At 75.6% G+C, this 24,023-nt stretch carries 6 protein-coding genes; all 6 read left to right on the forward strand.

What is annotated here, in order from left to right:
• Positions 1-298: 298 nt before the first annotated feature.
• From ACGFI9_RS03415 to ACGFI9_RS03440, 6 genes are read left to right on the forward strand one after another with little or no spacing between them, the layout of a single operon-like run.
• Entirely contained in the window at positions 299-12,277 is an 11,979-nt protein-coding gene (locus tag ACGFI9_RS03415; protein ID WP_393174400.1) for an amino acid adenylation domain-containing protein, read from the forward strand.
• The gene (locus ACGFI9_RS03420) at positions 12,274-15,414 is read left to right on the forward strand and encodes an amino acid adenylation domain-containing protein (RefSeq protein ID WP_393174402.1); all 3,141 of its coding nucleotides are present in this window, start codon (positions 12,274-12,276) and stop codon (positions 15,412-15,414) included. The genes ACGFI9_RS03415 and ACGFI9_RS03420 overlap by 4 nt, the downstream gene beginning before the upstream one ends.
• Entirely contained in the window at positions 15,407-16,468 is a 1,062-nt protein-coding gene (locus ACGFI9_RS03425) for a TauD/TfdA family dioxygenase (RefSeq protein WP_393174404.1), read from the forward strand. The genes ACGFI9_RS03420 and ACGFI9_RS03425 overlap by 8 nt, the downstream gene beginning before the upstream one ends.
• Positions 16,465-17,544, forward strand: a complete 1,080-nt coding sequence (locus ACGFI9_RS03430; protein ID WP_393174406.1) for a TauD/TfdA family dioxygenase — start codon at positions 16,465-16,467, stop codon at positions 17,542-17,544. Before ACGFI9_RS03425 ends, ACGFI9_RS03430 begins: the two co-directional genes overlap by 4 nt.
• Positions 17,541-22,838, forward strand: a complete 5,298-nt coding sequence (locus ACGFI9_RS03435; RefSeq protein WP_393174408.1) for an amino acid adenylation domain-containing protein — start codon at positions 17,541-17,543, stop codon at positions 22,836-22,838. The genes ACGFI9_RS03430 and ACGFI9_RS03435 overlap by 4 nt, the downstream gene beginning before the upstream one ends.
• Positions 22,835-24,013, forward strand: a complete 1,179-nt coding sequence (locus ACGFI9_RS03440; RefSeq protein WP_393174410.1) for a trans-sulfuration enzyme family protein — start codon at positions 22,835-22,837, stop codon at positions 24,011-24,013. Before ACGFI9_RS03435 ends, ACGFI9_RS03440 begins: the two co-directional genes overlap by 4 nt.
• Positions 24,014-24,023 lie beyond the last annotated feature (10 nt).

Here is a 24,023-nt window from a genome sequence, read left to right on the forward strand (position 1 = left end):
TCATGAGTGCCAAGATGTGACCAGCCCCTCTCATTGAGTGATCTACATCTGTCGTATGGACGGCTGTTCAGGGGGCCCGGCACGGGTAGCTTCCGACCTGCGGGGTCATCCCGCCGGCCGGTCGTGTCACCACGTCCCGGGCCGTACCAGTGGCCGAGCTCCACCAGGCCCATCTGACCCCAGGTGAACCAGCCGTCATCGACCGGTGAGGGCTGCTGGACCACGAGCAACCGACGGCACGGGCCGGCGCCTCCTCGGCGCTGTCCCGGCCGGTGCTGCTGCATAGGAGGCGGAAGCGATGACCGACGTCCTGAGATCCCGGCAGGCGACACCCGTCGCCCCGCTCGGGGTCGACACCGACGGCGCCACCCCTGCCGTCGGCCCGGTCGCGGCCTCGTACGAGCAACGCCAGATGTGGTACCTGAGCCGCCTCGACCCCGAGCCGGCCACCTACCTGGTGCCGCTGGCGTACCGGCTGGTCGGGCCGCTGGACGTGGCGGCGTTGTCGGCGGCGCTCGACGGGCTGGTGGCCCGGCACGCCGCCCTGCGCACCACGCTCGCGCCGGCGCCCGACCGCCCGGGCGAGCCGTCGGGTGTGGACGCGGCGACGCAGCCGCTGGTCCAGGTGGTCCACGACCCGCGCCCGGGGCTGCTGCGGGTGCACGATCTGAGCGGGCTGCCCACCTGGCAGCGCGACCAGGAGCTGCAGGCCCGGATGCACGCTGAGGGCACCGCCCCGATCGACCTGGAGCACGGACCGGTGCTGCGCGCCACCCTGCTGCGCTGCGCGCCCGAGGAGCACGTGCTCCTGCTGACGATCCACCACGTCGCCGTCGACGAGTGGTCGCTCGACATCCTGCACGGCGAGTGGGCGCGGCTCTACACGGCACACCGTACGGGGCAGCCGGCGGACCTGGACCCGGTCCGGGTCGACCACCGCGACCACGCGGCCCGGCAGCACGACTGGCTGCACGGCACCCAGGCGGCGGCCCAGCGCGAGTACTGGCGCGGGCAGCTCGCGGACGCGCCCGCCGTGCTGGAGCTGCCCACCCGCGGGCCGCGGCCCACCGTGCCGTCCAGCGCGGGGTCCACCCTGGCGTTCCCGCTGGACGTGTCCACCGAGGCGCTGATGGCGCTGTGCCAACGGGCGGGCGTCTCCCCGTACATGGTCCTGCTGGCCGCCGTGCAGGTGCTGCTGGCGCGCTGGACGGGGCAGCGCGACATCGTGGTGGGCACGCCGGTGGCCAACCGGCACCGGCCCGAGACGCAGCAGCTCGTCGGGCTGCTGCTGAACACCGTCGCCATCCGGGCCCGGCTGGACGACGACCCGTCGTTCGAGACGCTGCTCGGGCGGGTGCGCACGGCCGTCCTGGAGGGCGTGGCCAACGGGGAGCTTCCGTTCGGGACGGTGGTGGAGTCGCTGTGCCCGGCCCGCCAGCCCGGGTTCAGCCCGCTGTTCCAGGTGATGTTCGTGTACGGCCGCGAGGCGACGCCGCCGCGCCTGGACGGCCTCGAGGTCGTCCCGCTCGAGGTGCCCGGCCGCACCGCCAAGTTCGACCTCACCGTCTCGGTACGGGAGAACGCGGACGGCCTGCGGACCGAGCTGGAGTACCGCACCGACCTGTTCGACGACGAGGCGATGGTCCGGCTGGCCGGACACTTCCAGACGCTGCTGGGGTCGCTGCTGGCCGACCCGGGCGCACCGGTCGGCTCGGCCGCGATGCTCACCGCCGACGAGTACCGGCAGGTCGTCCTGGACTGGAACCGCACCGCCACCCCCGCCGAACCGGACGACCTGGTCCACACGCTGATCGAGCGGCAGGCGCGCCGGACCCCCGAGGGCGTGGCGGTGACCGACGGCGACCGCGCGCTGACCTACCACGAGCTGCACCTGCGGGCCGAGGCGCTGGCGGAGACGCTGCGCCGGCGCGGGATCGGCGTGGGCGGCCTGGTGGGGGTGCTCCTGCCGCGCGCGGTCCCGTTCGCCGTGGCGGTCCTCGCCGTGCTGAAGACCGGCGCGGCCTACGTGCCGATGGATCCGGCCAACCCGCCGGCCCGGCTGCGGTACCTGCTCGACGACACGGCCGCCCCGGTCGTCCTCACCTGCGCCGAGCTGGCGCACCTGGTGCCGGACGACACGGCGCTGCTGGTGCCGGACCTGGACACCCCGGTCGCGGCGGACGGTCCCGGTCGGGACGCCGGCAGCGCGGGGCCGAGACGTCGGCCGCGGCGCCGGCCGATGCCGGCGGCGGAGGACCTGGCGTACGTCATCTACACCTCCGGGTCCACGGGCCGCCCCAAGGGCGTCATGGTCACCCATCGCGGCGTGTGCAACTACGTGCGCTGGGCGGCTCAGGCCTACCGGCTGCGGCCCGGGGACACCGTCCCGCTGCACTCGTCGATCGGGTTCGACCTGACCGTCACGAGCCTGCTGGTCCCGCTGACCAGCGGGGCCACCGTCCTGATGATCGGCGAGCACCTCGGCCCGGAGGCCCTGGGCGAGGCGCTGCGCCGGCAGGAGCCGGCGTTCGGACTGGTCAAGATCACCCCGGGTCAGCTCGACCTCGTCGCCCACCAGCTCAGCCCCGCCGAGCTGGCCGACCGCACCCGGTGCTTCGTCATCGGCGGCGAGAACCTGCGCGCCGACCAGGTGGCGCCCTGGCGGGCCCACGCGCCGGACACCGCGCTGGTCAACGAGTACGGGCCGACGGAGACCGTGGTCGGCTGCGCCGCGTACGAGGTGGACCCGTCGACGCCGGCCGACGGCTCCGTCCCCATCGGCCGGCCGATCGCCAACACCGAGCTGTACGTGCTCGACGGATGGCTGAACCCGGTCCCCGCGGGGGTGGTCGGCGAGCTGTACGTCGGCGGGGCCGGCGTGGCACGCGGGTACCTGCACCAGCCCAGGCTGACCGCCGAGCGGTTCGTCCCGGACCCGTTCTCGTCCGTCCCCGGCGCGCGCCTGTACCGCACCGGCGACCTGGTGCGCCTGCGCCCGGACGGCGACCTCGAATACCTGGGCCGCACCGACAGCCAGGTCAAGCTGCGCGGCTACCGCGTGGAGTGCGGTGAGATCGAGGCGGCCGTCCGGCGGTGCCTGCCGGACCACGACGTGACCGTGCAGCTGCGCCGGGACGACCCCGACGACCCGCAGCTCGTCGCGTACCTGGCAGGTGGGGCGCGGGGCGACGCCGACGTCGCGGTCCTCCGGGCGGCCCTGACCGCCGAGCTGCCCTCGTACATGGTGCCCGCGGCGTTCGTCCTCCTCGACGCGCTGCCGCTGACCGGCAACGGGAAGGTGGACACCGCCGCGCTGCCCGCTCCCGGCCGCGTGGACGTGCCGCGGCAGCGGCCCGCGCCGGATCAGCCGGCGACGCCCGAACCGCCGGTGGCCCCGCCCGCCGACGCCGGCCCGGCGCACTGGGACTCCGCCCGGATACGCCTGGAGCGGCTGGTCACGGAGGTGTGGCGGGACGTGCTCGGCGTCACGCCGGCCGGGGTGCGGGACAACTTCTTCGACCTCGGTGGCCACTCGATGCGCCTGCTGGCCGTCCTCGAACGGCTGCGCGCGCGGCTCGGCGACGTCGTCACGGTCACCGACCTGTTCCGGCATCCCACGGTCGAATCCCTGGCGACGTTCCTGACCACCGCCACCACCGGCGCGGCGCCCGCCCCGGCCGCCGCGCGCCCCGCCCCGGCCGCCGCCGCCCGGCCGTCCACCGGCGCGCGCGACGACACCGGCCAGCCCGGCGGCCTCGTTGCCGTCGTCGGCATGGCGTGCCGCTTCCCCGGCGCGCGGACCGTCGACGAGTACTGGCACAACATCCGCACCGGGGTGGAGTCGGTGCGGGAGTTCAGCGTCGAGGAGATGCTGGCCGACGGGGCCGATCCCGCCCGCCTCGACGACCCGGCGTACGTCCGGGCCGGCACCTACCTGCCCGGGATCGACGAGTTCGACGCCGCCTTCTTCGGTTTCACCCCCCGCGAGGCGCAGACCCTCGACCCGCAGCACCGGATGCTGCTGGAGTGCGCCTGGCACGCGCTGGAGCACGCCGGCTACGACCCGTCCGGGCATCCCGGCCGGATCGGCCTGTTCGCCGGGTCGGGCCGCAACAGCTACCTGCTCGACCACCTGAGCAGTCATCCGGAGCTGATGAGCAGCATCGGCGAGCACCAGCTGTCGCTGGGCAACGACAAGGACTTCCTGCTCAGCCGGGTCGCGTACAAGCTGGACCTCACCGGCCCCGCCGTCACCGTCGCGACCGCCTGCTCGACCTCGCTGGTGGCGGTGCACCTCGGCCGGCAGAGCCTGCTGGCCGGCGAGTCCGACCTGGTGCTCGCCGGCGGGGTCAGCGTCTTCCCCGCGCAGCGGCGCGGCTACCTCTACCACGACGGCGGGATCTACTCCCCCGACGGGCACTGCCGCCCGTTCAGCGCGGACGCGCGGGGCAGCACCGAGTCCAGCGGGGTCGGCATCGTCGCGCTCAAGCGGCTGGAGGACGCCGTCGCGGACGGCGACACCATCTATGCGGTGATCCGGGGCTCCGCGATCAACAACGACGGGGCACGCCGCACCGGGTACACCGCCCCGGGCGTGGACGGCCAGGTCGAGGTGGTCAGCAGCGCCCTCGCGGCGGCCGGCGTGGACCCCCGTTCGGTGAGCTACGTGGAGGCCCACGGGACGGGCACGAGCCTCGGTGACCCGATCGAGGTCACCGCGCTGACCGAGGCGTTCCGGCGGGGCACCGACGACCGGGGCTTCTGCGCGCTGGGCTCGGTCAAGGCCAACATCGGGCACACCGACGCCGCGGCCGGGGTCGCCGGCCTGATCAAGACGGTCATGGCGTTGCACAGCCGTACGCTGCCGCCGACGATCAACGTCAGCCGGCCCAACCCGGCGATCGACTTCGCAGGCAGCCCGTTCTACCTGAACGACACCGCCCGGCCGTGGCCCGGCGACGGCCCGCGCCGGGCGGGGGTCAGCTCGTTCGGCATGGGCGGCACCAACGCCCACGTGGTGCTGGAGGAGCCGCCGGCCACGCCGGCCGCCCCGCCGGCCACCCCGGTCGCCGGGCCGCAGCTGCTGGTCGTGTCGGCCCGTACCGTCGAGTCGCTGGAGCGGCAGACGCGCCAGCTCCGCGACCACCTGGCTGCGCATCCCGAGGTGGACCTCGGGGACGTGGCGGCCAGCCTGGGCCGGCGCCAGTCGATGAGCCACCGGCGGTTCCTCGTCGCGACGAACCGGGCCGACGCGCTGGTCGCCCTCGACTCGCCGCAGCGGCAGTTCACCGGCGTCCACCCCGGCGGCCGGCGACCGCTGGTGTTCGCCTTCCCCGGGCACGGCGCCCAGCACGTGGCGATGGGCGCCGGCCTGTACCGGGCGGAGCCGACCTACCGGGCCGTGGTGGACGAGTGCGCCGAACTGCTCCGCGACGACCTGGGGCTCGACCTGCGTACGCTGCTGTGCCCGCCGCCCGACGGACATGAGCGGGCCGAGCGGCTGCTCGCACGGCCCGCGCTGATCCAGCCCGCGCTGTTCGTCACCGAGTACGCCCTCGCCCGGTCGCTGCTCGCCCGGGGCGTGACCCCGGACCTGATGGTGGGGCACAGCCTCGGCGAGTACGTGGCCGCGTGCCTCGCCGGCGTCTTCTCCCTGGCCGACGCGCTGCGCCTGGTGTGCGCCCGGGGCGAGCTGGTCGAACGGACCCCCGCCGGGGCGATGCTCGCGGTGAGCCTGCCCGAGACGGCGGTCGCCGGCCTGCTGGACGCGGGGCTTTCGCTCGCGGCGGTCAACGCCCCGGAGCTGTGCGTGCTGTCCGGCACGCCCGAGGCGGTCGAGGAGGTCCGGCAGCGGCTGACCGGCGACGGGGTGGAGTGCCGGTCGCTGCGGGTCAGCCGTGGCTACCATTCGACCCTGCTCGACCCGGTGCTCGACGAGTTCGCCGCGCACGCCCGCCGGGTCACCTACCGGGAACCCGAGCGGCCCTACCTGAGCAACCTGACCGGCGGCCCGGTCTCCCCCGGCCAGGTCACGGATCCGGGGTACTGGGTGCGGCACATGCGGGAGCCGGTGCGGTTCGTCGAGTCGGCCGCGCTCCTCGCCGAGCAGGACGTGGTCCTCGCCGAGCTGGGCCCCGGGCACGCCCTCGGCGGCCTGGTGCGGCTGGCCGGCCTGCGGCCCGGCCAGGTGGTGGCGGCGATGCGGCATCCGCGCCACGACGCCGACGACCTCACCACGATGCTCGACGCGGTGGGCCGGCTGTGGCTGTCCGGCGTGCCGGTCGACTGGGCCCGGTTCCACGGCGGCCCGCGCCGCCGCCTGGCCCTGCCCGGCTACCCGTTCGAGCGGCACCGGTACTGGGTGGACGCGACGCCGCGGACGGTCCCGGCCTCCCCCGAGCCCGCCCCGCCGGCGGCTGCCCCGGCGACCCAGGACGCGCCCGAACCCGTCGACGCGGGCAACCGGCCGGCCGTCAGCACCGCCTACGTCGCGCCCGGCACGCCGGCGCAGCAGTGCGTGGCGGAGATCTGGAGCGAGCTGCTCGGCATCCGGCCGATCGGGGCGCTCGACAACTTCTTCGAGCTGGGCGGCCACTCGCTGCTCGCCACCCAGTTCGTCGTGCGGCTGCGGGCCCGGCTGGGTGTGGCGCTGGCGCTCGAGACGGTGTTCGCGCAACCGACCGTCGCCGGGATCGCGGCGGCGCTGCCGCCGACCACGGCCGCCCCCGCACCCGCCGCCGTGCCGCCGACCGCGGCCGCTCCCGCACCCGCCGTCGTGGCACCACCCGTCGCCGCGCCGGCGGTCGAGCCGGCGATCCCCCGCGCCGAGCCCGGCGCCGGCCCGGCGCCGCTCTCCTCCGGCCAGCACCGGCTGTGGTTCCTCGACCAGGCGTACGAGCAGGACGCCTACACCGTCAGCACGGCCCTGCTGCTGGACGGCGCCCTCGACGTCGACGCGCTGCGTCGGGCCCTCGCCGAGCTGGTCCGGCGGCACGAGTCGCTGCGTACCGTCTTCCCGCTCGGCCCCGACGGCGACCCGGTGCAGGAGGTGCGGCCGCCGGGCGCCGTCGACCTGCCGATCGTGTCGGCGCCGGCCGACGCCGACGCGGAGGCCCCGCGCAGCATCGTGGAGCCGGCGGTCGCCGACGCGGTGCCGCCGTGGGTGCACGCGGCCCTGGCCGCCGACGTGCGACGCCCGTTCGACCTGGCCCGCGGGCCGCTGTTCCGGGCCGTGCTGCTCCGCGTCGCCGAGGACCGGCACGTGCTGTCGCTGACCATGCATCACAACGTCTCCGACGGCTGGTCGCTCGGCATCATCGCGGGCGAGGTGGCCACCCTCTACGGCGCGGCCCTCGCCGGGCGCCCGTCGCCGCTGCCCGACCTGGCCGTCCAGTACGGCGACTACGCGCGCTGGCAGCGCAGCCGGATGGCGGACGCCGACAGCGAGGACATGCGGTACTGGCGCCGGCAGCTCGACGGGGTGGCCAGCGTCCTGGAGGTGCCCACCGACCGGCCCCGCCCGCCCGTGCAGACGTTCCACGGCGCGGCCCGTAGCCGGGTGCTGTCCCCGCGGGCCGCCGACGAGCTGCGCCGCTTCAGCCAGGCCCGCGGCGCCACCCTGGCCATGACGGTGCTGGCCGCGTGGCAGGCCCTGCTCTGGCGCTACACCGGGCAGCGCGACATCTGCGTCGGCACGCCGGTCGCCGGCCGGGTCCGCGCCGAGCTCGAACCGATGGTCGGCTTCTTCGTCAACATGCTGCCGCTGCGTACCGTGCTCGACGGCGACTGGACCTTCGAGGAGTTGCTCGGGCAGGTCCGGCGCACCGCGCTGGGGGCGTACGACCACCAGGAGGTGCCGTTCGAACGGCTCGTCGACCTCGTCGACGCGCCCCGCGACCTCAGCCGGAACCCGCTGTTCCAGGTGATGTTCAACATGCTGAACGTCCCCGAGCAGGACCTGCGGACGACCGGGCTGCGGATGGTCCAGTTCTCCGTCGAGCCGGGCATCGCCCAGCAGGACCTGGCCCTGTACGCGTACGAGGTGGACGAGGGGCTGCGCTTCCGGTTGGAGTACAACACCGACCTGTTCGACGCGGCGACCGCCGAGCGGATGATGGGGCACCTGGAGACGCTGCTCGCCGCCGCCGTCGCCGACCCCGGCGTCCGGCTCGCGGACGTGCCCGTCCTCACCCCCGCCGAACTGGCCCGCGTGGCCGAATGGAACGACACCGCGACCGAGCCCGGTTGGGCGCCGCAGGTCCGCCGGGAGCCGACCCTCGTCGAGCTGATCGAACACCAGGTCGCGACCGGCCCCGACCGGCCCGCCGTGACGTTCGGCGCGACCACGCTCAGCTACGCCCAGCTCAACTCCCGGGCCAACCGGCTCGCCCACCGGCTCCGCCGGGCCGGCGTCGGCCCGGACGTCACGGTCGCGGTCTGCCTGCACCGGTCGGCGGACCTGCCGGTCACGCTGGTCGGCGTGCTCAAGGCGGGCGGGGCGTACGTCCCGGTGGACCCCGAGTACCCGATCGAGCGGCAGCGGTACGTGCTGACGCACAGCAACGCCGCGGTCCTGGTCACCGAGGCGGACCTCGCCGACCGGTTCGCCGGGTACGCCGGCGAGGTGCTGCACGCCGGCGCGGCGGCGGACGGGGAGCCGGAGACGGACCCCGCGCCCCTGGCCGGGCCGGACGACCTCGCGTACGTGATCTACACGTCCGGGTCGACGGGACGCCCCAAGGGGGTCCGGGTGACCCACGGCGCCGTCGTCAACACCCTGGCCGCCATGCGCGAACGGCCGGGCCTGACCAGCGACGGCACCATGCTCGCGATGGCGAGCTTCGCCTTCGACATGTCCGTACCGGAGCTGTTCCTGCCGCTGGTGGTCGGCGCCCGGATGCTGATGGTGGGTCGCGACGTCGCCTACGACGCGGCCCGGCTGGCCGACCTGCTCGCCACGGAAGGCGTCACCCTGGCCCAGGGCACCCCGGCGACCTGGCGGCTGCTGATCGAGTCCGGCTGGACCGGGCTGCCCGGCCTGACCGCGGTGTGCGGCGGCGAGGCGGTGTCCGCGCCGCTGGCCCGCCAGCTGGCCGAGCGGGTCGGCACGTTGTGGAACCTGTACGGCCCGACCGAGGCCGCGGTCTGGACCACGATGGAGCGCGTCGAGACCGGCTTCACGCACCTCACCATCGGCCGCCCGATCGGCAACATGCGCGTCCACGTGCTCGACCCGCAGCTCTCCCCCGCCCCGGTGGGCGTCCTGGGTGAGCTGTACCTCGGTGGGGCGGGACTGGCCCGCGACTACCACGGCGACCCGGTGCTCACCGCGCAGCGGTTCGTGCCGGACCCGAACGGCCAAGGCCGGCTGTACCGCACCGGCGACCTCGGCCGGTGGCTGCCCGACGGCCGCATCGAGTTCGTCGGCCGCACCGACTCGCAGGTGAAGGTGCGCGGATTCCGCATCGAGCTGGGCGAGATCGAGTCGGTGCTGCGCCGCCACCCGTCGGTACGCGACACCGCCGTGGTGGTCCGCGAGGACGACGGCGAGAAGACGATCGTGGCCTACCTGACGCTGACCGGCACGGCGGAGCCCGACGCGGACCCGGACGAGGAGTCGGGCGTCACGGCCGACTTCGACGTCGACCCGGCGCCGTGGCGGGCCTTCGCCCGCACCTACCTGCCCGACTACATGGTGCCGTCCGCCTTCGTGATGCTCGACCGGATGCCGCTCAACGCCAACCGCAAGGTCGACCGGGCCGCCCTGCCCGCACCCCGCCGCGGCGGCGCCGGCGCCGGAGCCGCTCCCCCGGACACCCCGCTGCGCAAGGCCCTGGCCGAGCGGTGGGCCGCGGTGCTGGGCTACGACAGCGTCGGCATCGACGACGACTTCTTCGACCTCGGCGGCGACTCGTTCAAGGCCATCAAGGCGCTGGCCGGCAACGATCCGGCGATCAGCGTGCTGGACCTGTTCCGCTACCCGACCATCCGGTCGTTGACCGAGCACCTGGACGCGACCGGCGGGGCGGCCGGCCGGCTGCTGCACGAGCTGACCCCGGCACGACCGGCGACACCGACGACGCTGACGCTGCTCTGCGTACCGTTCGGCGGCGGCTCCGCGATCACCTTCCAGCCCCTCGCCGACGCCCTCCCACCGGGCGTGTCCCTGTACGCCCTGGAACGCCCCGGGCACGACCTGAACCGCCCGGACGAACCCCTGCTCGGCTTCGACGAGCTGGTGGACCGCTGCGTGGCCGAGGTGGTCGAGGGCATCACCGGCCCGGTGGCCGTGTACGGGCACTGCGTGGGCGGCGCCGAGGCGGTGGAGCTGGCCCGCCGGCTCGAGGCGGCCGGCGTCGAGCTGACCGGCGTGGTCATCGGCGCCCACTTCCCCGCCCCGCGGCTGCCCGGCCGGGTGTTCAGCTGGCTGCGGCGGTGGTTCCCGATGGAGCGCTGGATGTCGAAGCGGCGGACCCTGGAGGGGCTGCGCGCGATGGGCTTCTTCACCGAGGTCTTCGACGAGAACGAGAAGGACTTCGTGATGCGCGTGGTCCTGGCCGACGCGGCGAAGGGCGAGGACTACTACACCGACGTCTACGCCGCCGGCCTGCCCCGGAAGCTGTCGGCGCCGCTGGTCTGCGTCGTCGGCAGCGGGGACCGCGCCACGGAGCTGTACCAGGAGCGGTACCTGGAGTGGGAGTTCTTCGCCGACCGGGTGTCGCTGGAGGTCATCGAGGGCGCCGGCCACTACTTCGCCAAGCACCAGCCCGACGAGGTGGCCCGCATCATCCTGGCGCACTGCGACCCGGCGACACCGGGGTCCACGCCGGACGATCGCACGGAGACCGGCCCGGTCGCGACCACCCCGGCGCGCCCGGAGCCGGAGCGGCGGACGCCCACGCCGGCCGCCGCGCGCCGGGCGATGCCCAGCCTGACCGTGTTCTACCTGGTCGCGATCGGGCAGCTCGTCTCGCTCATCGGCAGCGGCCTGACCGGCTTCGGCATGAGCCTGTGGGTCTACCAGCGCACCGGGTCGGTGTCGCTGTTCGCCACGGCCACCGTCCTGGCGCTGCTGCCCGCCGTGGTCCTCTCCCCCATCGCCGGCGCGCTGGCCGACCGGTGGAACCGAAGACTCATCATGATCCTCGCGGACTGCCTGGCCGCCACCGGCACGGTGAGCCTCGCGCTGCTGCTCTGGCTCGGCCAGCTCCAGCTCTGGCACGTGTTCACCGCCGTCACCGTCACCGCGGTGGCCACCGCCTTCCAGCAACCCGCCTACCTGGCCGCCGTGACCCAACTGGTGCCCAAGCGGTACTACGGGCGGGCCAACGGCATCGTCTCCCTCGGCACGGCGACGAGCACCGTGCTGGCGCCGCTGGTCGGCGGAGCGCTGGTGATCGCGGTGGGACTGCGCGGGATCGTCCTCATCGACCTGCTCACCTTCGCCGTCGCGGTCGCCGTCACCCTGTCGGTCCGCTTCCCGGACACCCTGTTCGTGAAGCGGGAGGAGCCGTTCCGGCAGGAGGTCCTGGGCGGCTGGCGGTTCATCGTCCGCCGGCACGGCCTGGTGGCGCTGGTCGTGCTGACCGCGTCGCTGAACTACTTCTTCGCCATGGTCGAGGTCCTGGTCACCCCGCTGACCCTGTCGTTCGGCGATCCGGCGGTCCTCGGCCGGGTGCTCGCCGCCAGCGGCGTCGGCATGCTCGTCGGCTCGGTCCTCATGGGCGTGTGGGGCGGCACGGCCCGGCGTACCACCGGCATCCTGGGCAGCGTCGTGCTCCTCGGCGCGTCGCTGGTCACCGTCGGCCTGCGTCCCAGCCCGCTGTTCCCGGCGCTCGGCCTGTTCGGCATGGGCCTCGCCACCGCCCTGGTGAACACGCACTGGCTGGCCATCGTGCAGGCCAAGGTGGGGCTGGAACTCCAGGGCCGGGTGCTGTCCATGGGCCAGATGCTGTCCTGGCTGATGGTGCCGGCCGGTTTCCTCAGCGCCGGCCCGCTCGCCGAGCACGTCTTCGCCCCGCTGGTGTCGCCCGACGGGGTGCTGGCCGACGTCGTCGGCAGCGGATCCGGCCGGGGCATGGCCCTCGCGGCGATCGTGGCCGGGCTCTGCGCGCTCGCCCTCGCCGCCACCGGCATCGCCTACCGGCCGATCCGCGACGTCGAGGACGAACTGCCGGACAACGATCCCGGCACGGTCATCCTCGCCGACAAGGACCGCCTCCAGGAGGCGGCGGACCGCCAGCTCGCGCTGCACCGGAGCGGAGGTGGCCGCCGGTGAGCGCCCCGACCCGGCCCGCCGGCCCGACGCGCCGGTCCACCGGCCGCCGCCCCGCCGGCACCATCGCCGCCGTCGACTGTCTGCACCGGATGGTGGCCGCGCAGGCCGCCCGGACCCCCGACGCGGAGGCGGTCCGGCACGCCGACCGCACGCTGTCCTACCGGGAGCTCGACGCGGCGGCGAACCGCCTGGCCCGGGTCCTGCTCGCGCGGGGGATCACCCGGGAGGACCGGGTCGGCGTCTGCCTGCCGCGTACGCCGGACCTGGTGGTCGCCCTGCTCGCCGTGCTCAAGGCCGGTGCCTGCTACGTCCCGCTGGACCCGGCGTACCCGCCGGCCCGGGTGGCCTTCATGACCGCCGACTCGGCCGTACGCCTGGTGCTGACCCGGGCCGACCTCGCCGACCGGTTCCCCGACCTGGCCGTCCCGGTCGACCGGCTCGACCCGGGCGGGGACGGCACCGACCCGGCGGTGGCGGCGACCCCGACGGACCTGGCGTACGTCATCTACACCTCCGGCTCCACCGGGCGGCCCAAGGGGGTGGCCATCGAGCACCGGTCGGCGTCGGTGCTCATGCACTGGACCCGGCAGACCTTCGACGACGGCGAGCTGGGCGGCATGCTCGCCGCCACCTCCGTCTGCTTCGACCTGTCGATCTTCGAGATCTTCGGGCCGCTCTGCTGGGGCGGGCGGGTGCTCCTCGTCGACGACGTCCTGGCCCTCGCCGCGCCCGGGGCGGACCGGCTGCCCGTCACCCTGGTCAACACCGTGCCCTCCGTGATGGGTGAGCTGCTCACCGCCGGCGCGCTGCCGGAGAGCGTGCGCACGGTCTGCCTGGCCGGCGAGCCGCTCACCGCCGCGCTCGCCGCGCGGGTGTGGTCCCGCCCGCACGTACGCCGGCTCTGCAACCTGTACGGCCCGTCCGAGGACACCACCTACTCCACCTGGTCAGAGGTGCCGCCGGACAGCGGTGACCCACCGATCGGCCGCCCGCTGCCGCAGACACGGGTCTACGTCCTCGGCCCCGACGGGCACCCGGTGCCGCCCGGCGAGCCCGGCGAGCTGCACCTGGCCGGGGCGGGCCTGGCCCGCGGCTATCTCGACCGGCCCGCGGAGACCCGGGCCCGGTTCCTGCCCGACCCGTTCCGGCCCGGCGAGCGCATGTACCGCACCGGCGACCGGGTCCGGCTGCGGCCGGACGGGCAACTGGCGTACCTCGGTCGGCTGGACGACCAGGTGAAGCTGCGGGGCTACCGGATCGAGTTGGGCGAGGTCGCGGCCCGCCTCGCCGCCCTGCCCGGCGTCCGCGAAGCGACCGCCGCCGTGCGGGAGGGCCCGAGCGGGGACCCGCTGCTGGTCGGCTACCTGGTCGGCGAGCGGCGCGACGACGTACGGGCCCGGCTGGCGGCGGTGCTGCCCGCGCCGCTGGTGCCCGCGACCGTGGTCTGGCTGGACCGGCTGCCCACCCTGCCCAACGGGAAGGTGGACCGCTCGGCCCTGCCGGCCCCCACCCTCGGCGACGACGCCGGGCCCGACGCCGGGGCGCTCGACGGGACGGCCGGCACGGTGGCGGCGGTCTGGCGCGAGCTGCTCGGCGTGCCGGTGGCCGGCCTCGACAGCGACTTCCTCGCCCTCGGCGGGGATTCCCTGCTCGCGGTCCGCTGCGCCACCCGGCTCGCCGCCGCGACCGGCCGGCGCGTCGTTCCCGGGGACCTCTTCGCCCACCCGACCGTCGCCGCGCTGGCCGCCCACCTCGACGGGCTGCCCACCGCGCCGGCGCCGGTCGGCGACCCGGCCGGCCCGGCGCCGGCCGGACCCGCCCCGCTGTCGGCCGCGCAGACCCGGCTCTGGTTCCTGCATCAGCTCGACCCGGCCGACACCTCCTACCTGCTGGCCTTCGCGGTGCGGTTCACCACCGGGCTGGACCCGGACCGGCTGGCCCGGGCGCTGCGCCGGGTGGTCGGCCGGCACCCGGCCCTGCGCACCGTGTTCCCCGCCGGGCCGGACGGGCCGGTGCAGCACGTCCGCCCCGCCGCCGACCCGGCGCCGGTCGTCGCCCCGCCCGACCCCGACACCCCGCTCGACGAGCGGCTCACCCGGCTCGCCACCGAGGCCACCCGGGCACCCATGGACCTGGCCGGCGGCCCGCTGCTCCGCGCCCACCTGGTGCCGGACGCCACCGGCCGGGCGGTGGCGCTGCTGCTGGTCGTCCACCACATCGTCTGCGACGACTGGTCGTTCGGCCTGATCGTGCGGGACCTGGCCCGGGCGTACGACACCGACGCCGCTGGCGGGACGGTCGTGGGCGGCCCGGTGGTCGGCCCGGCGTCGCTCGCCCTCACGCAGCGGGACTGGCTCGCCGGGCCGGCCGGCAGGCAGGCGGTGGCCGAGGTGCTGGAGGAGCTGCGCGGCGCGCCCGACCTGCTCGACCTGCCCGCCGCCCGACCCGGTGACAACCCGCCGCGCGGTGCCGCGCTCCGCACCACCGTGGACCCCATCACGGCGGAGGCCGTACGCGAGCTGGCCCGGACCGAGCGGGTCAGCCTGCACATGGTCGGGCTGGCCGCCTTCGCCACCCTGCTCGGCGCCGCCACCGGCCGGCACGACCTGCTAATCGGCGTCGCCTTCGCGGGCCGGACCAGCGTCGCCGCCGAGCAGAGCGTCGGCTGCTACGTCAACACCCTGCCGCTACGGCTGCGCCCCGCCCCCGACCGCAGCTTCGCCGACCTGCTCGACGAGGCCCGCCGGGTCACCCTGTTCGCCGCCGCCCACCAGGACGTCCCCTTCGACCTGCTGGTGGAACGGCTCCGGCCCACCCGCCGACCGCACCGCAACCCCCTCGTCCAGGTCGCCTTCGGCGTGCAGAACGCCCCGCCGGCCCGGCACCGCAACACGGCCGGCGTCGAGTTCACCGGCGTCGAACTGACCCCGGACGCCGCCCGCCTCGACCTGACCCTCTGGCTCGACGAACGCCGGGACGGGCTGGCGGCGCTCTGGACCTACCGCACCGACCTGTTCGACCACGACGGGGTGGTCGCGTGGCATCGCCGCCTCACCGCGCTGCTGCGTACCGCCGCCGCCGACCCCCGGCGCAGTCTCGCCGACTGCGCCGACACCGCTGGGAGAGAGAATGACTGAGCAGACCCGGGTCGCGCGGCCCATCCCCCGTCGCGGCCGTGACCGGAACCCCGTGGACGTGCGCGCCGACTGGCCCGGCGGCCCGCTGCCGGCGCTGGTCCGGGCCAACGTGCCCGACGTCGACCTGGCCGGCTGGCTGGCCGGCCACCGGGACGAGGTCGACGAGCTGGCCCGCCGCGCCGGCGCCGTGCTGTTCCGCGGCTTCGCCGTGGCCGGCGCCGCCGACTTCCGTACGGTGATGGCCGCCCTCTCCGACGACGTGCTCTCCTACGGCGAGCGCTCCTCGCCGCGCAGCAAGGTCACCGACGGGGTGTACACCTCCACCGAGCACCCCGCCGACCAGCCGATCGTGCTGCACAACGAGCAGTCGTACACGGTCCGGTGGCCGCTGCGCATCGTGTTCCACTGCGAGGTCGAGCCGGCCGCGGGCGGGCGCACCCCCCTCGCCGACAGCCGCCGGGTGCTCGCCCGGCTGCGCCCCGAGACCGTCGCCGAGTTCGAGCGGCGCGGGGTGCTCTACCGGCGCAACTACCTGCCCGGCATCAGCCTCCCCTGGCAGACCGCGTTCCAGACCGAGCGGCGCGAGGAGGTCGAGGCGTACTGCGCCCGGGCGCTGATCGACGTGGAGTGGGTCGGCGACCGGCAGCTGCGCACCCGGCAGGTCCGCCCGGCGGTGCGCCGGCACCCGGTCACCGGGGAGCGGACCTGGTTCAACCACGCGCTGTTCTTCCACGTCACCTCCCTGCCCGACGACGTCAGCGCCGGCCTGCGGGCCGCCCTCGACGAGGAGGACCTGCCCTACCAGACCGCGTACGGGGACGGCACGCCCATCCCCGACGAGGTGCTGGCCGAGCTGCGGGCCGCGTACGCCGCCGAGACCCGCTCCTTCGACTGGCGGCGCGGCGACGTGCTGCTGGTGGAGAACATGCTGGCCGCGCACGCCCGGGAGCCGTTCACCCCGCCCCGGCGGATCCTCACCGCGATGTCCGACCCGGTCGCCGCGCCCGAGCTGACCGAGTCGCTGCGCACCGAGGCGAAGGGAGAGCTGTCGTGAGCGCGAGCAATGAGCCGGGCCTGCGAGCCCCGCAGCCGCGAACGAGAGCTGGCGCCGTGAGCGGGCCGGCGCCGCGCCGGCGCGGCACCGGGACCGTCACCCCGCCGGTGTCCCGGCGGGTGCTCGTGGACGAGGAGTTCGTGCTGCTCATCGAAGCCGGCGTCCCCGACCTCGACCTGGCCGGCTGGCTCGCGGGCCGGCGCGAGGAGCTGCTGCGGGACCTGGACCGCCACGGCGCGGTGTTCTTCCGCGGCTTCGAGGTGGGCACCGCCGACGACTTCAGCCAGGCGGCCCGGGCGGTCAGCCCCGACCTGCTCGGCTACCTGGAGCGGGCCGCGCCCCGCCACGAGGTCGCCGACCGGGTGTTCACCTCCACCGAGTTCAACGCGGAGCAGTGGATCCCGCTGCACCACGAGATGTCGTACTCGCACAACTGGCCCACCTACCTCTACTTCTGGTGCGCCCAACCGGCCACCGGCAGCGGCGGGGCCACCCCGCTGGCCAGCGAGCGGGTCATCACCCCGCTGATCCCCGCCGACGTACGGGAACGATTCCTCCGCTCCGGCGTCTGCTACGTACGCAACTACGGCCCGCACCTGGACCTGCCCTGGCAGGAGGCGTTCCAGACCACCGACCGGGCGGAGGTGGAGGCGTACTGCGCCGCGTCCGCGACCGAGTACGCCTGGCTGGGCGACGACGGCCTGCGGACCCGCGCCCGCCGGCAGGCCGTCGCCACGCACCCGCGTACCGGCGAGACCGTGTGGTTCAACCACGCCCACCTGTTCCACGTCTCCAACATGCCGGCCGAGGTGTCCGGCGCGCTGCTGCGCGAGTACGGCCCGGAGGGGCTGCCCCGCAACGCGTACTACGGCGACGGCGAGCCGATCCCCGACGAGGTGGTCACCGGCATCCGCGAGCTGTACCGGCAGCACGCCGTCTCGGTGCCCTGGCAGCGCGGCGACGTGCTGGTCGTGGACAACTTCCTGGCCACCCACGGCCGGGAACCCTTCAGCGGCGACCGGCAGATCCTGGTCGCCATGTCCGATCTCTACGTCAACCGGAGTGTGCTGCAGTGAACGGATATCGTCTGTCGCCGATCCAGCGCCTGGCCTGGTCCGGGAAGCAGGACCTGGTCCGGGCGCGGGTCCGGCTGGACCGGCCGCTGGACCGGGAGCGGTTGCAGGCCGCCGTCGACACGGTGGTGGCCCGGCACGAGGCGCTGCGGCTGACCCTGGTGCACCACCCCGGCCTGCGGGTGCCGTTGCAGGACGTGGACGACAACCGCGCCGTGGTGGTCGGCGCGCAGGGCGAACTGTCGGTCACCCTCACCGACGGCGCCCTGGAGCTGACCGCCACCCCGCTGATCGCCGACCCGGCCAGCCTGCGCCTGGTCCTCGCCGACCTGGCCCGGGCGTACGCCGGCGACACGCTGCCGGAGGACCCGGAGGCGCTGCAGTTCCTCGACGTCGCCGAGTGGCAGCTCGAGGAGCGGGAGCAGGCGCCGGCCCCCGCCCCCACCGCCCCGGCCGCGCGGCTGGTCACCCCGCACGGGGACGACCCGAGCGCGGTGGTCACCGCGTCCGTGTCCGCCGCCGCCCTCGCCGAGGCGGCCCGGTCCGCGGGTGTCGAACCGGCCACCGTGCTGCTCGCCGCGTGGACCCTCGCGGTGTCCCGCCGGGCCGAGGCGCCGGACGGGGCCGACGAGGCGGATCTGGTGCTGGCCCGGTGGAGCGACGGCCGGCAGGCCGCCGGCACCGCCGAGGTGGTCGGCCCGCTGGGCGGCTACGGCCCGCTCCGGCTGGCGCTGCCGCTGCCCGCCGACCCGGCCGAACTGCTGGCCGGCGTCCGCGCCGCCGAGGTGGCCGCCGAGGACACGTTCCACCTGGCCGACCCGGTGGACGAGCAGTCCGGCGCGGTGGCCGGGTTCGCGCTCGCCTCCACCGTGGCCGCCGCGACGGTGGCCGGTCTGGGTGGGAGCGCGGTGGAGGTCGCCGTCCCGGCACCGCCCACCGGTCCGCAGCTCACCGCGCTGACCGACGGCGACCGGGTCACCCTGCGGGTGGTCGGCGGGCAGTGGCTGCTCGACGCGCTGCTGGCGGTCCTGCGCACCCTGCCCGCCGTGCTCACCGAGGGCGCTCCGCCGGCGGTGCTCGGCGACGGGGAGGCCGGCTGGCTGGCCGACGCGGCCGGGACCCCGTCACAGGCGCCGGGGCGTACCCTCGCCGACCTGCTCGACGCGGGCCTGGCCGCGATGGACGAGGCCGCCGTGGCGGTGGTCGCGGCGGACGGCGCGTACACCGCCGGCGAGCTGCGGGAACGGGCCGCGCGGGTGGCCGGCGCGCTGGCCGGGCGCGGGCTGTCCGGCGCCCCCGTCGCGGTGCTGGCCGCCCGGTCCCGGGACACCGTCGTGGCGTTCCTCGGCGTGCTGCGGGCCGGGGCGGTGTTCGTCCCGCTGGACCCGGACGCCCCGGCGCCGCGCCTCGCCGCGCAGGTCCGCGCGGTCGGCGCGCAGGTCGTCGTGGGCGTCGGCGGGCCGGCGACCGTGCCGCTCGACGACCTCGTCCAGGAAGGTGGACAGCCGCCCGCCGCGGTGCCCACCCCGGGCGACCCGGCGTACGTGATCTTCACGTCCGGCTCCACCGGCACGCCGCGCCCGGTGCAGGTGTCGCACGGCGCCGCCGCGCACCTGGCCGACGCGCTGGAGCGGACCGTGTACGCGGGCAGCCGCCCCGGACTGCGGGTGGCGGTGAACGCGCCGCTCACCTTCGACGCCTCGGTGAAGCAGCTCGTGCAGCTCGGTCACGGCCGCAGCCTCTACCTGGTGCCCGAGGAGGTGCGCCGGGACGGGGCGGCCCTGGCCGCCGCGCTGGCCGAGCATGACGTGGACGTGCTCGACCTGACCCCCTCCCAGCTGCGCATCCTGCTCGCCGGGGCCGGGGACACCCGGCTGCCCGGCCTGCTGCTGCTCGGTGGCGAGGCCGTCCCGGCGGACCTGTGGGAGGCGGTGACGGCGCTGCCCGGCGTCCGCGCGGTCAACCTGTACGGCCCGACCGAGTGCACGGTGGACACCAGCGCGGCGGAGATCCGTGCCGGCGACGCCCCGACCATCGGCCGGCCGCTGCCCGGCGTCGGGGTCTGGGTGCTCGACGAGCAGCTGCGGCCGGTGCCGCCGGGCGTGGCCGGGGAACTCTGCGTCAGCGGGCCGCAGCTCGCCGACGGGTACCTCGGTGACCCGGAAGCCACCGCGCGGCGGTTCGTGTCCGTGGCCCTGCCGTCCGGCCGCGCCGAGCGGGTGTACCGCACCGGCGACCGGGTCCGCTTCGACGCCGAGCGGCGGCTGCGCTACCTGGGCCGCCTGGACGACCAGGTGAAGATCCACGGCTTCCGGGTGGAGCCGGGCGAGGTCGCCGCGGTCCTGCGCGGGCACCCGGAGGTCGCCGACGTCGCCGTGGTGGCCCGCGACGACGACGGGCACGGCGAGCGGCTCGTCGCCTACGTCCGGCCGGGCCGCCCGGCGGCGACCGCGGCCGTCGACGTCGAGCGGATCGCCGGGGTCAACCCGCACGAGACCCGCTACCTGTACGACGAGATCTTCGCGCAGCAGGTCTACCTGCGCGACGGCATCGTGCTCCGGCCCGGGGCGACGGTGCTCGACGTGGGCGCGAACATCGGCATGTTCTCGCTCTTCGTCCACGCCGTCTGTCCGGACGCGACGATCCACGCGTTCGAGCCGGTGCCGTCGGTGGTCGAGCTGCTGCGGCGCAACGTCGCCGAGTTCGGCGTACCGGCCACCGTGCACGGGTTCGGGCTGTCCCGGGCGGCCGGGGAGGTGTCCTTCACCTACTACCCGGGCTACTCGATGATGTCCGGCCACGCCGCGTACGCCGATCCGGACGCCGAGGTGGCGGTGATCAAGCGGTACCTCGCCAACGAGCGGGACGCCGGCGCGGACGAGCGGGACGTCCTGCTCGGGAAGGTCGACGAACTGCTCGCGGAACGCTTCGCCGGCCGGGAGCTCACCGTGCCGGTCCGGCCGCTGTCGGCCGTCCTCGACGAGCTGGCCCCGGAGCGGATCGACCTGCTGAAGATCGACGTGCAGCGCGCCGAGGCGGACGTGCTCGCCGGGCTGGCGGACCGGCACTGGCCGCTGGTCGCGCAGGTCGCCATGGAGGTGCACGACGCGGCCGGCACCGACACCGAGGGCCGGCTGGCCGAGCTGACGGCGTTCCTCACCGAACGCGGCTTCGACGTCGTCACCCGACAGGACGACCTGCTCGCCGGCACCGACCGGCACACCCTGCACGCCGTGCGCCCCGAGTACGCCGCCGACCCGCGCCCCGCGGTGGTCGTCGCGGCCGGGCCGGCGGCCGGCCCCCTCCCGGAGCGCCTGACCGGCTGGCTGGCCGACCGGCTCCCGGCCCACCTGGTCCCGGCCGGGGTGGTGCTCCTCGACGAGCTGCCGCTGACCCGCAACGGCAAGCTCGACCGGGCGGCGCTGCCCGCGCCCCGCCTCGACCGGCCCCGCGACAGCGCGGCGGTGGCGCCCGCCAACCGGGCCGAGGAGATCCTGGTCGAGGCGTGGCGGGAGATCCTCGGGGTGCCGACCGTCGGGGTGACGGACAGCTTCTTCGCCCTCGGCGGCGACTCCATCCGCAGCATCCAGATGCAGGTCGCGGCGAACCGGCGGGGGTTGTCCTTCCGGCTGGCCGACATCTTCACCTACCAGACCATCCGGGACCTCGTGACGCACGGGGAGATCACGATCGACGGCGCCGCGCCGGTCGCGGCGGCCCCGCAGGACGAGCGCTTCGCACTGGTCTCGCCCGCCGACCGGGAGCTGCTGCCGGCCGGGCTCGCCGACGCGTACCCGATGACCACCCTCCAGCAGGGCATGGTCTACCACGGTGAGCTGACCGGCGACCCGGCGATGTACCACAACGTCACCGCGCACCGGATCGCCGCGCCGCTGGACCCGGCGGCGCTGCGCCGCGCGCTGGCCGGCCTGGTGGCCGCCCACCCGGTGCTGCGCACCGGTTTCGCGCTCGGCGACTACTCCGAGCCGTTGCAGCTCGTGCACGCGGACGTGCCGGTCGAGCTGCCGGTGACCGACCTGGCCGGCGCCGACCCGCAGGCCCGCCGGGGGCGGGTCGACGAGCTCGTCGCCCAGGAGCGGGTACGCCCCTTCGACTGGGCCCGCCCGCCGCTGCTACGGCTGCACGCCGTCCGGGAGGACGCGGACGCGGACGCGTTCACCCTGATCGTCGCCGAGTACCACGGCATCCTCGACGGCTGGAGCCTGCACCTGTTCCTCACCGACCTGCTCGCCGCGTACGACCGGGAGCGGACCGGCACGCCCCAGGCGGCCCGTCCCGGCCTGCCGTTCCGGGAGTACGTGGCGGCCGAGCGGCGCGCCCTGGCGGACCCGGTCACCCGCCGGTTCTGGCTGGACGGGCCCGGCGCGGTGCCGCCGCTGCTGCTCGGCGGGCCCGCGCCGCGGACCACCACCACCCAGCGGGTGCCGCTCCGGGCGGGCACGACCGACGCGGTCACCGGGGCGGCCCGGACCGCCGGAGTGCCGGTCAAGTCCTGGCTGCTCGCCGTCCACCTGCGGCTGATCGGCGAGCTGTCCGGCCGGGACGAGGTGGTCAGCGGCCTGGTGGTCGGCGGCCGCCCGGAGGGGGACGGCAGCGACGCCACCCTCGGGCTGTTCCTCAACACCCTGCCGGTGAGCGTGCGGCTGGGCACCCGGTCCCTGGCCGAGCTGGCCGCCGAGGTGTGGCGGGCCGAGCGGGAGCTGATGGGGCACCACCGCTTCCCGCTCGCCGAGATCGTCCGCGCGGGCGGGGCGGGCCCCCGCTTCGACCACTTCTTCAACTGGACGCACTTCCCGAACGGGCCGGCCGAGGGCGGCAGCCGGATCGTGGACAGCCGGGGCATCACCGTGGACGTGGCGTTCAGCCTCGCCGTCGACGCCGAACTGGACGCCGACACCGGCCGCGTCGCCCTCACCGTCCAGTACGACCACCGGCACGTCGGCGCCGACCGGGTGGACGCCTTCGCCGACGGCTTCCGCCGGCTGCTGGCGGCCGACCCGACCGCGCCGCTGCCGGCCGTGGCCGCCGGCGGGCCGGCGGGCGACGACGACGCGCGGGCCCGGTGGGCGCCCAAGGTGGCGGCGGCCTGGCAGGAGGTGCTCGGCGCGGCGCCGCGCGACCCGGCGACCGACTTCCTGGCCGCCGGTGGGGACTCGCTGCGCGCCCTGCGGCTGGTCACCGTGCTGCGGCAGCGTCACGGCAGCGACCTCACGCTGCCCGAGTTCGTGGCGCTGGACAGCTACGGCGCGCTGGTGGACCGGGTGGCCCGGTCGTGACCGGCTTCGGCACCACCGCCGTGCACGGCGACGACGGACTGACCCCCGGTACGGCGGTGTCGCCGCCGATCGTGCAGAGCGCGACCTTCAGCGCCGAGTCCGACGAGGACTTCACCGCGATCGCCACCGAGACGCGGGGCAGTGCCTTCTACACCCGCTACGGCAACCCGAACCACAAGCAGGTGGCCGCCGTGGTCGCCGAGCTGGAGGGCGCGGAGACGGGTCTGGTCACCGCCTCGGGGATGGGCGCGATCAGCACGATCGCGCTGGCCCTGCTCTCCGCCGGGGACCACGTGGTGGTGCAGCGCAGCACGTACGGCGGCACCACCTCGCTGGCCACCGGCCTGCTGCCCCGCTTCGGGGTCTCCTGCACGCAGGTCGACCAGACCGATCCCGGGGCGTTCGAGCGGGCGTTGCGTCCACGGACCCGCCTGGTGCTGGTGGAGACGCCGAGCAATCCGCTGCTGGAGCTGACCGACCTGACGGCCGTGGTGGAGCTGGCGCACGCGGCGGGCGCGCTGGTGGTGGTCGACAACACCTTCGCCACCCCGGTGAACCAGCGGCCGATGCGCGCCGGGGCGGACCTGGTCTGGCACAGCGGCACGAAGTTCCTCGGCGGCCACTCCGACGTGTCGGCGGGGGTGGTCGTCGGCTCCGCCGAGCTGGTCGAGCGGGTCTGGCAGACCTCTATCGTCACCGGCAGCACACTCGGCCCGGTGGACGCCTGGCTGCTGCTGCGCGGCATCCGTACGCTGCCGCTGCGGGTGGAGCGGCACAACGCCAACGCCCTGGCCCTGGCCCGGGCCCTGGAGGGGCATCCGGCGGTGGCCCGGGTCCGCTACCCCGGCCTGCCGTCGCATCCCCAGCACGCGCTGGCCCGCCGGCAGATGACCGGCTTCGGCGGGGTGCTCAGCGTCGACCTGGCGGCGGGCCGGGCGGGGGCCGCGGCGCTGCTGGCCGGGCTGACGCTGGGCAAGCGGGCGGCCAGCCTCGGCAGCGTCAGCACCCTGGTGGTGCACCCGCGGTCGATGTGGGCGGGGATCGTGGACGCCGAGCAGCTGGCCGCCACCGGGATCGGCGACGGGCTGGTCCGGGTCTCCACCGGGATCGAGGACACCGCCGACCTGGTGGACGACTTCCTGACGGCGTTGGACAAGGCGGCCGATCTGGGCTAGCCGGACGCGC

Origin of the sequence: Micromonospora sp. NPDC048930 (assembly GCF_043197935.1) — a bacterium.
GTDB lineage: Bacteria > Actinomycetota > Actinomycetes > Mycobacteriales > Micromonosporaceae > Micromonospora.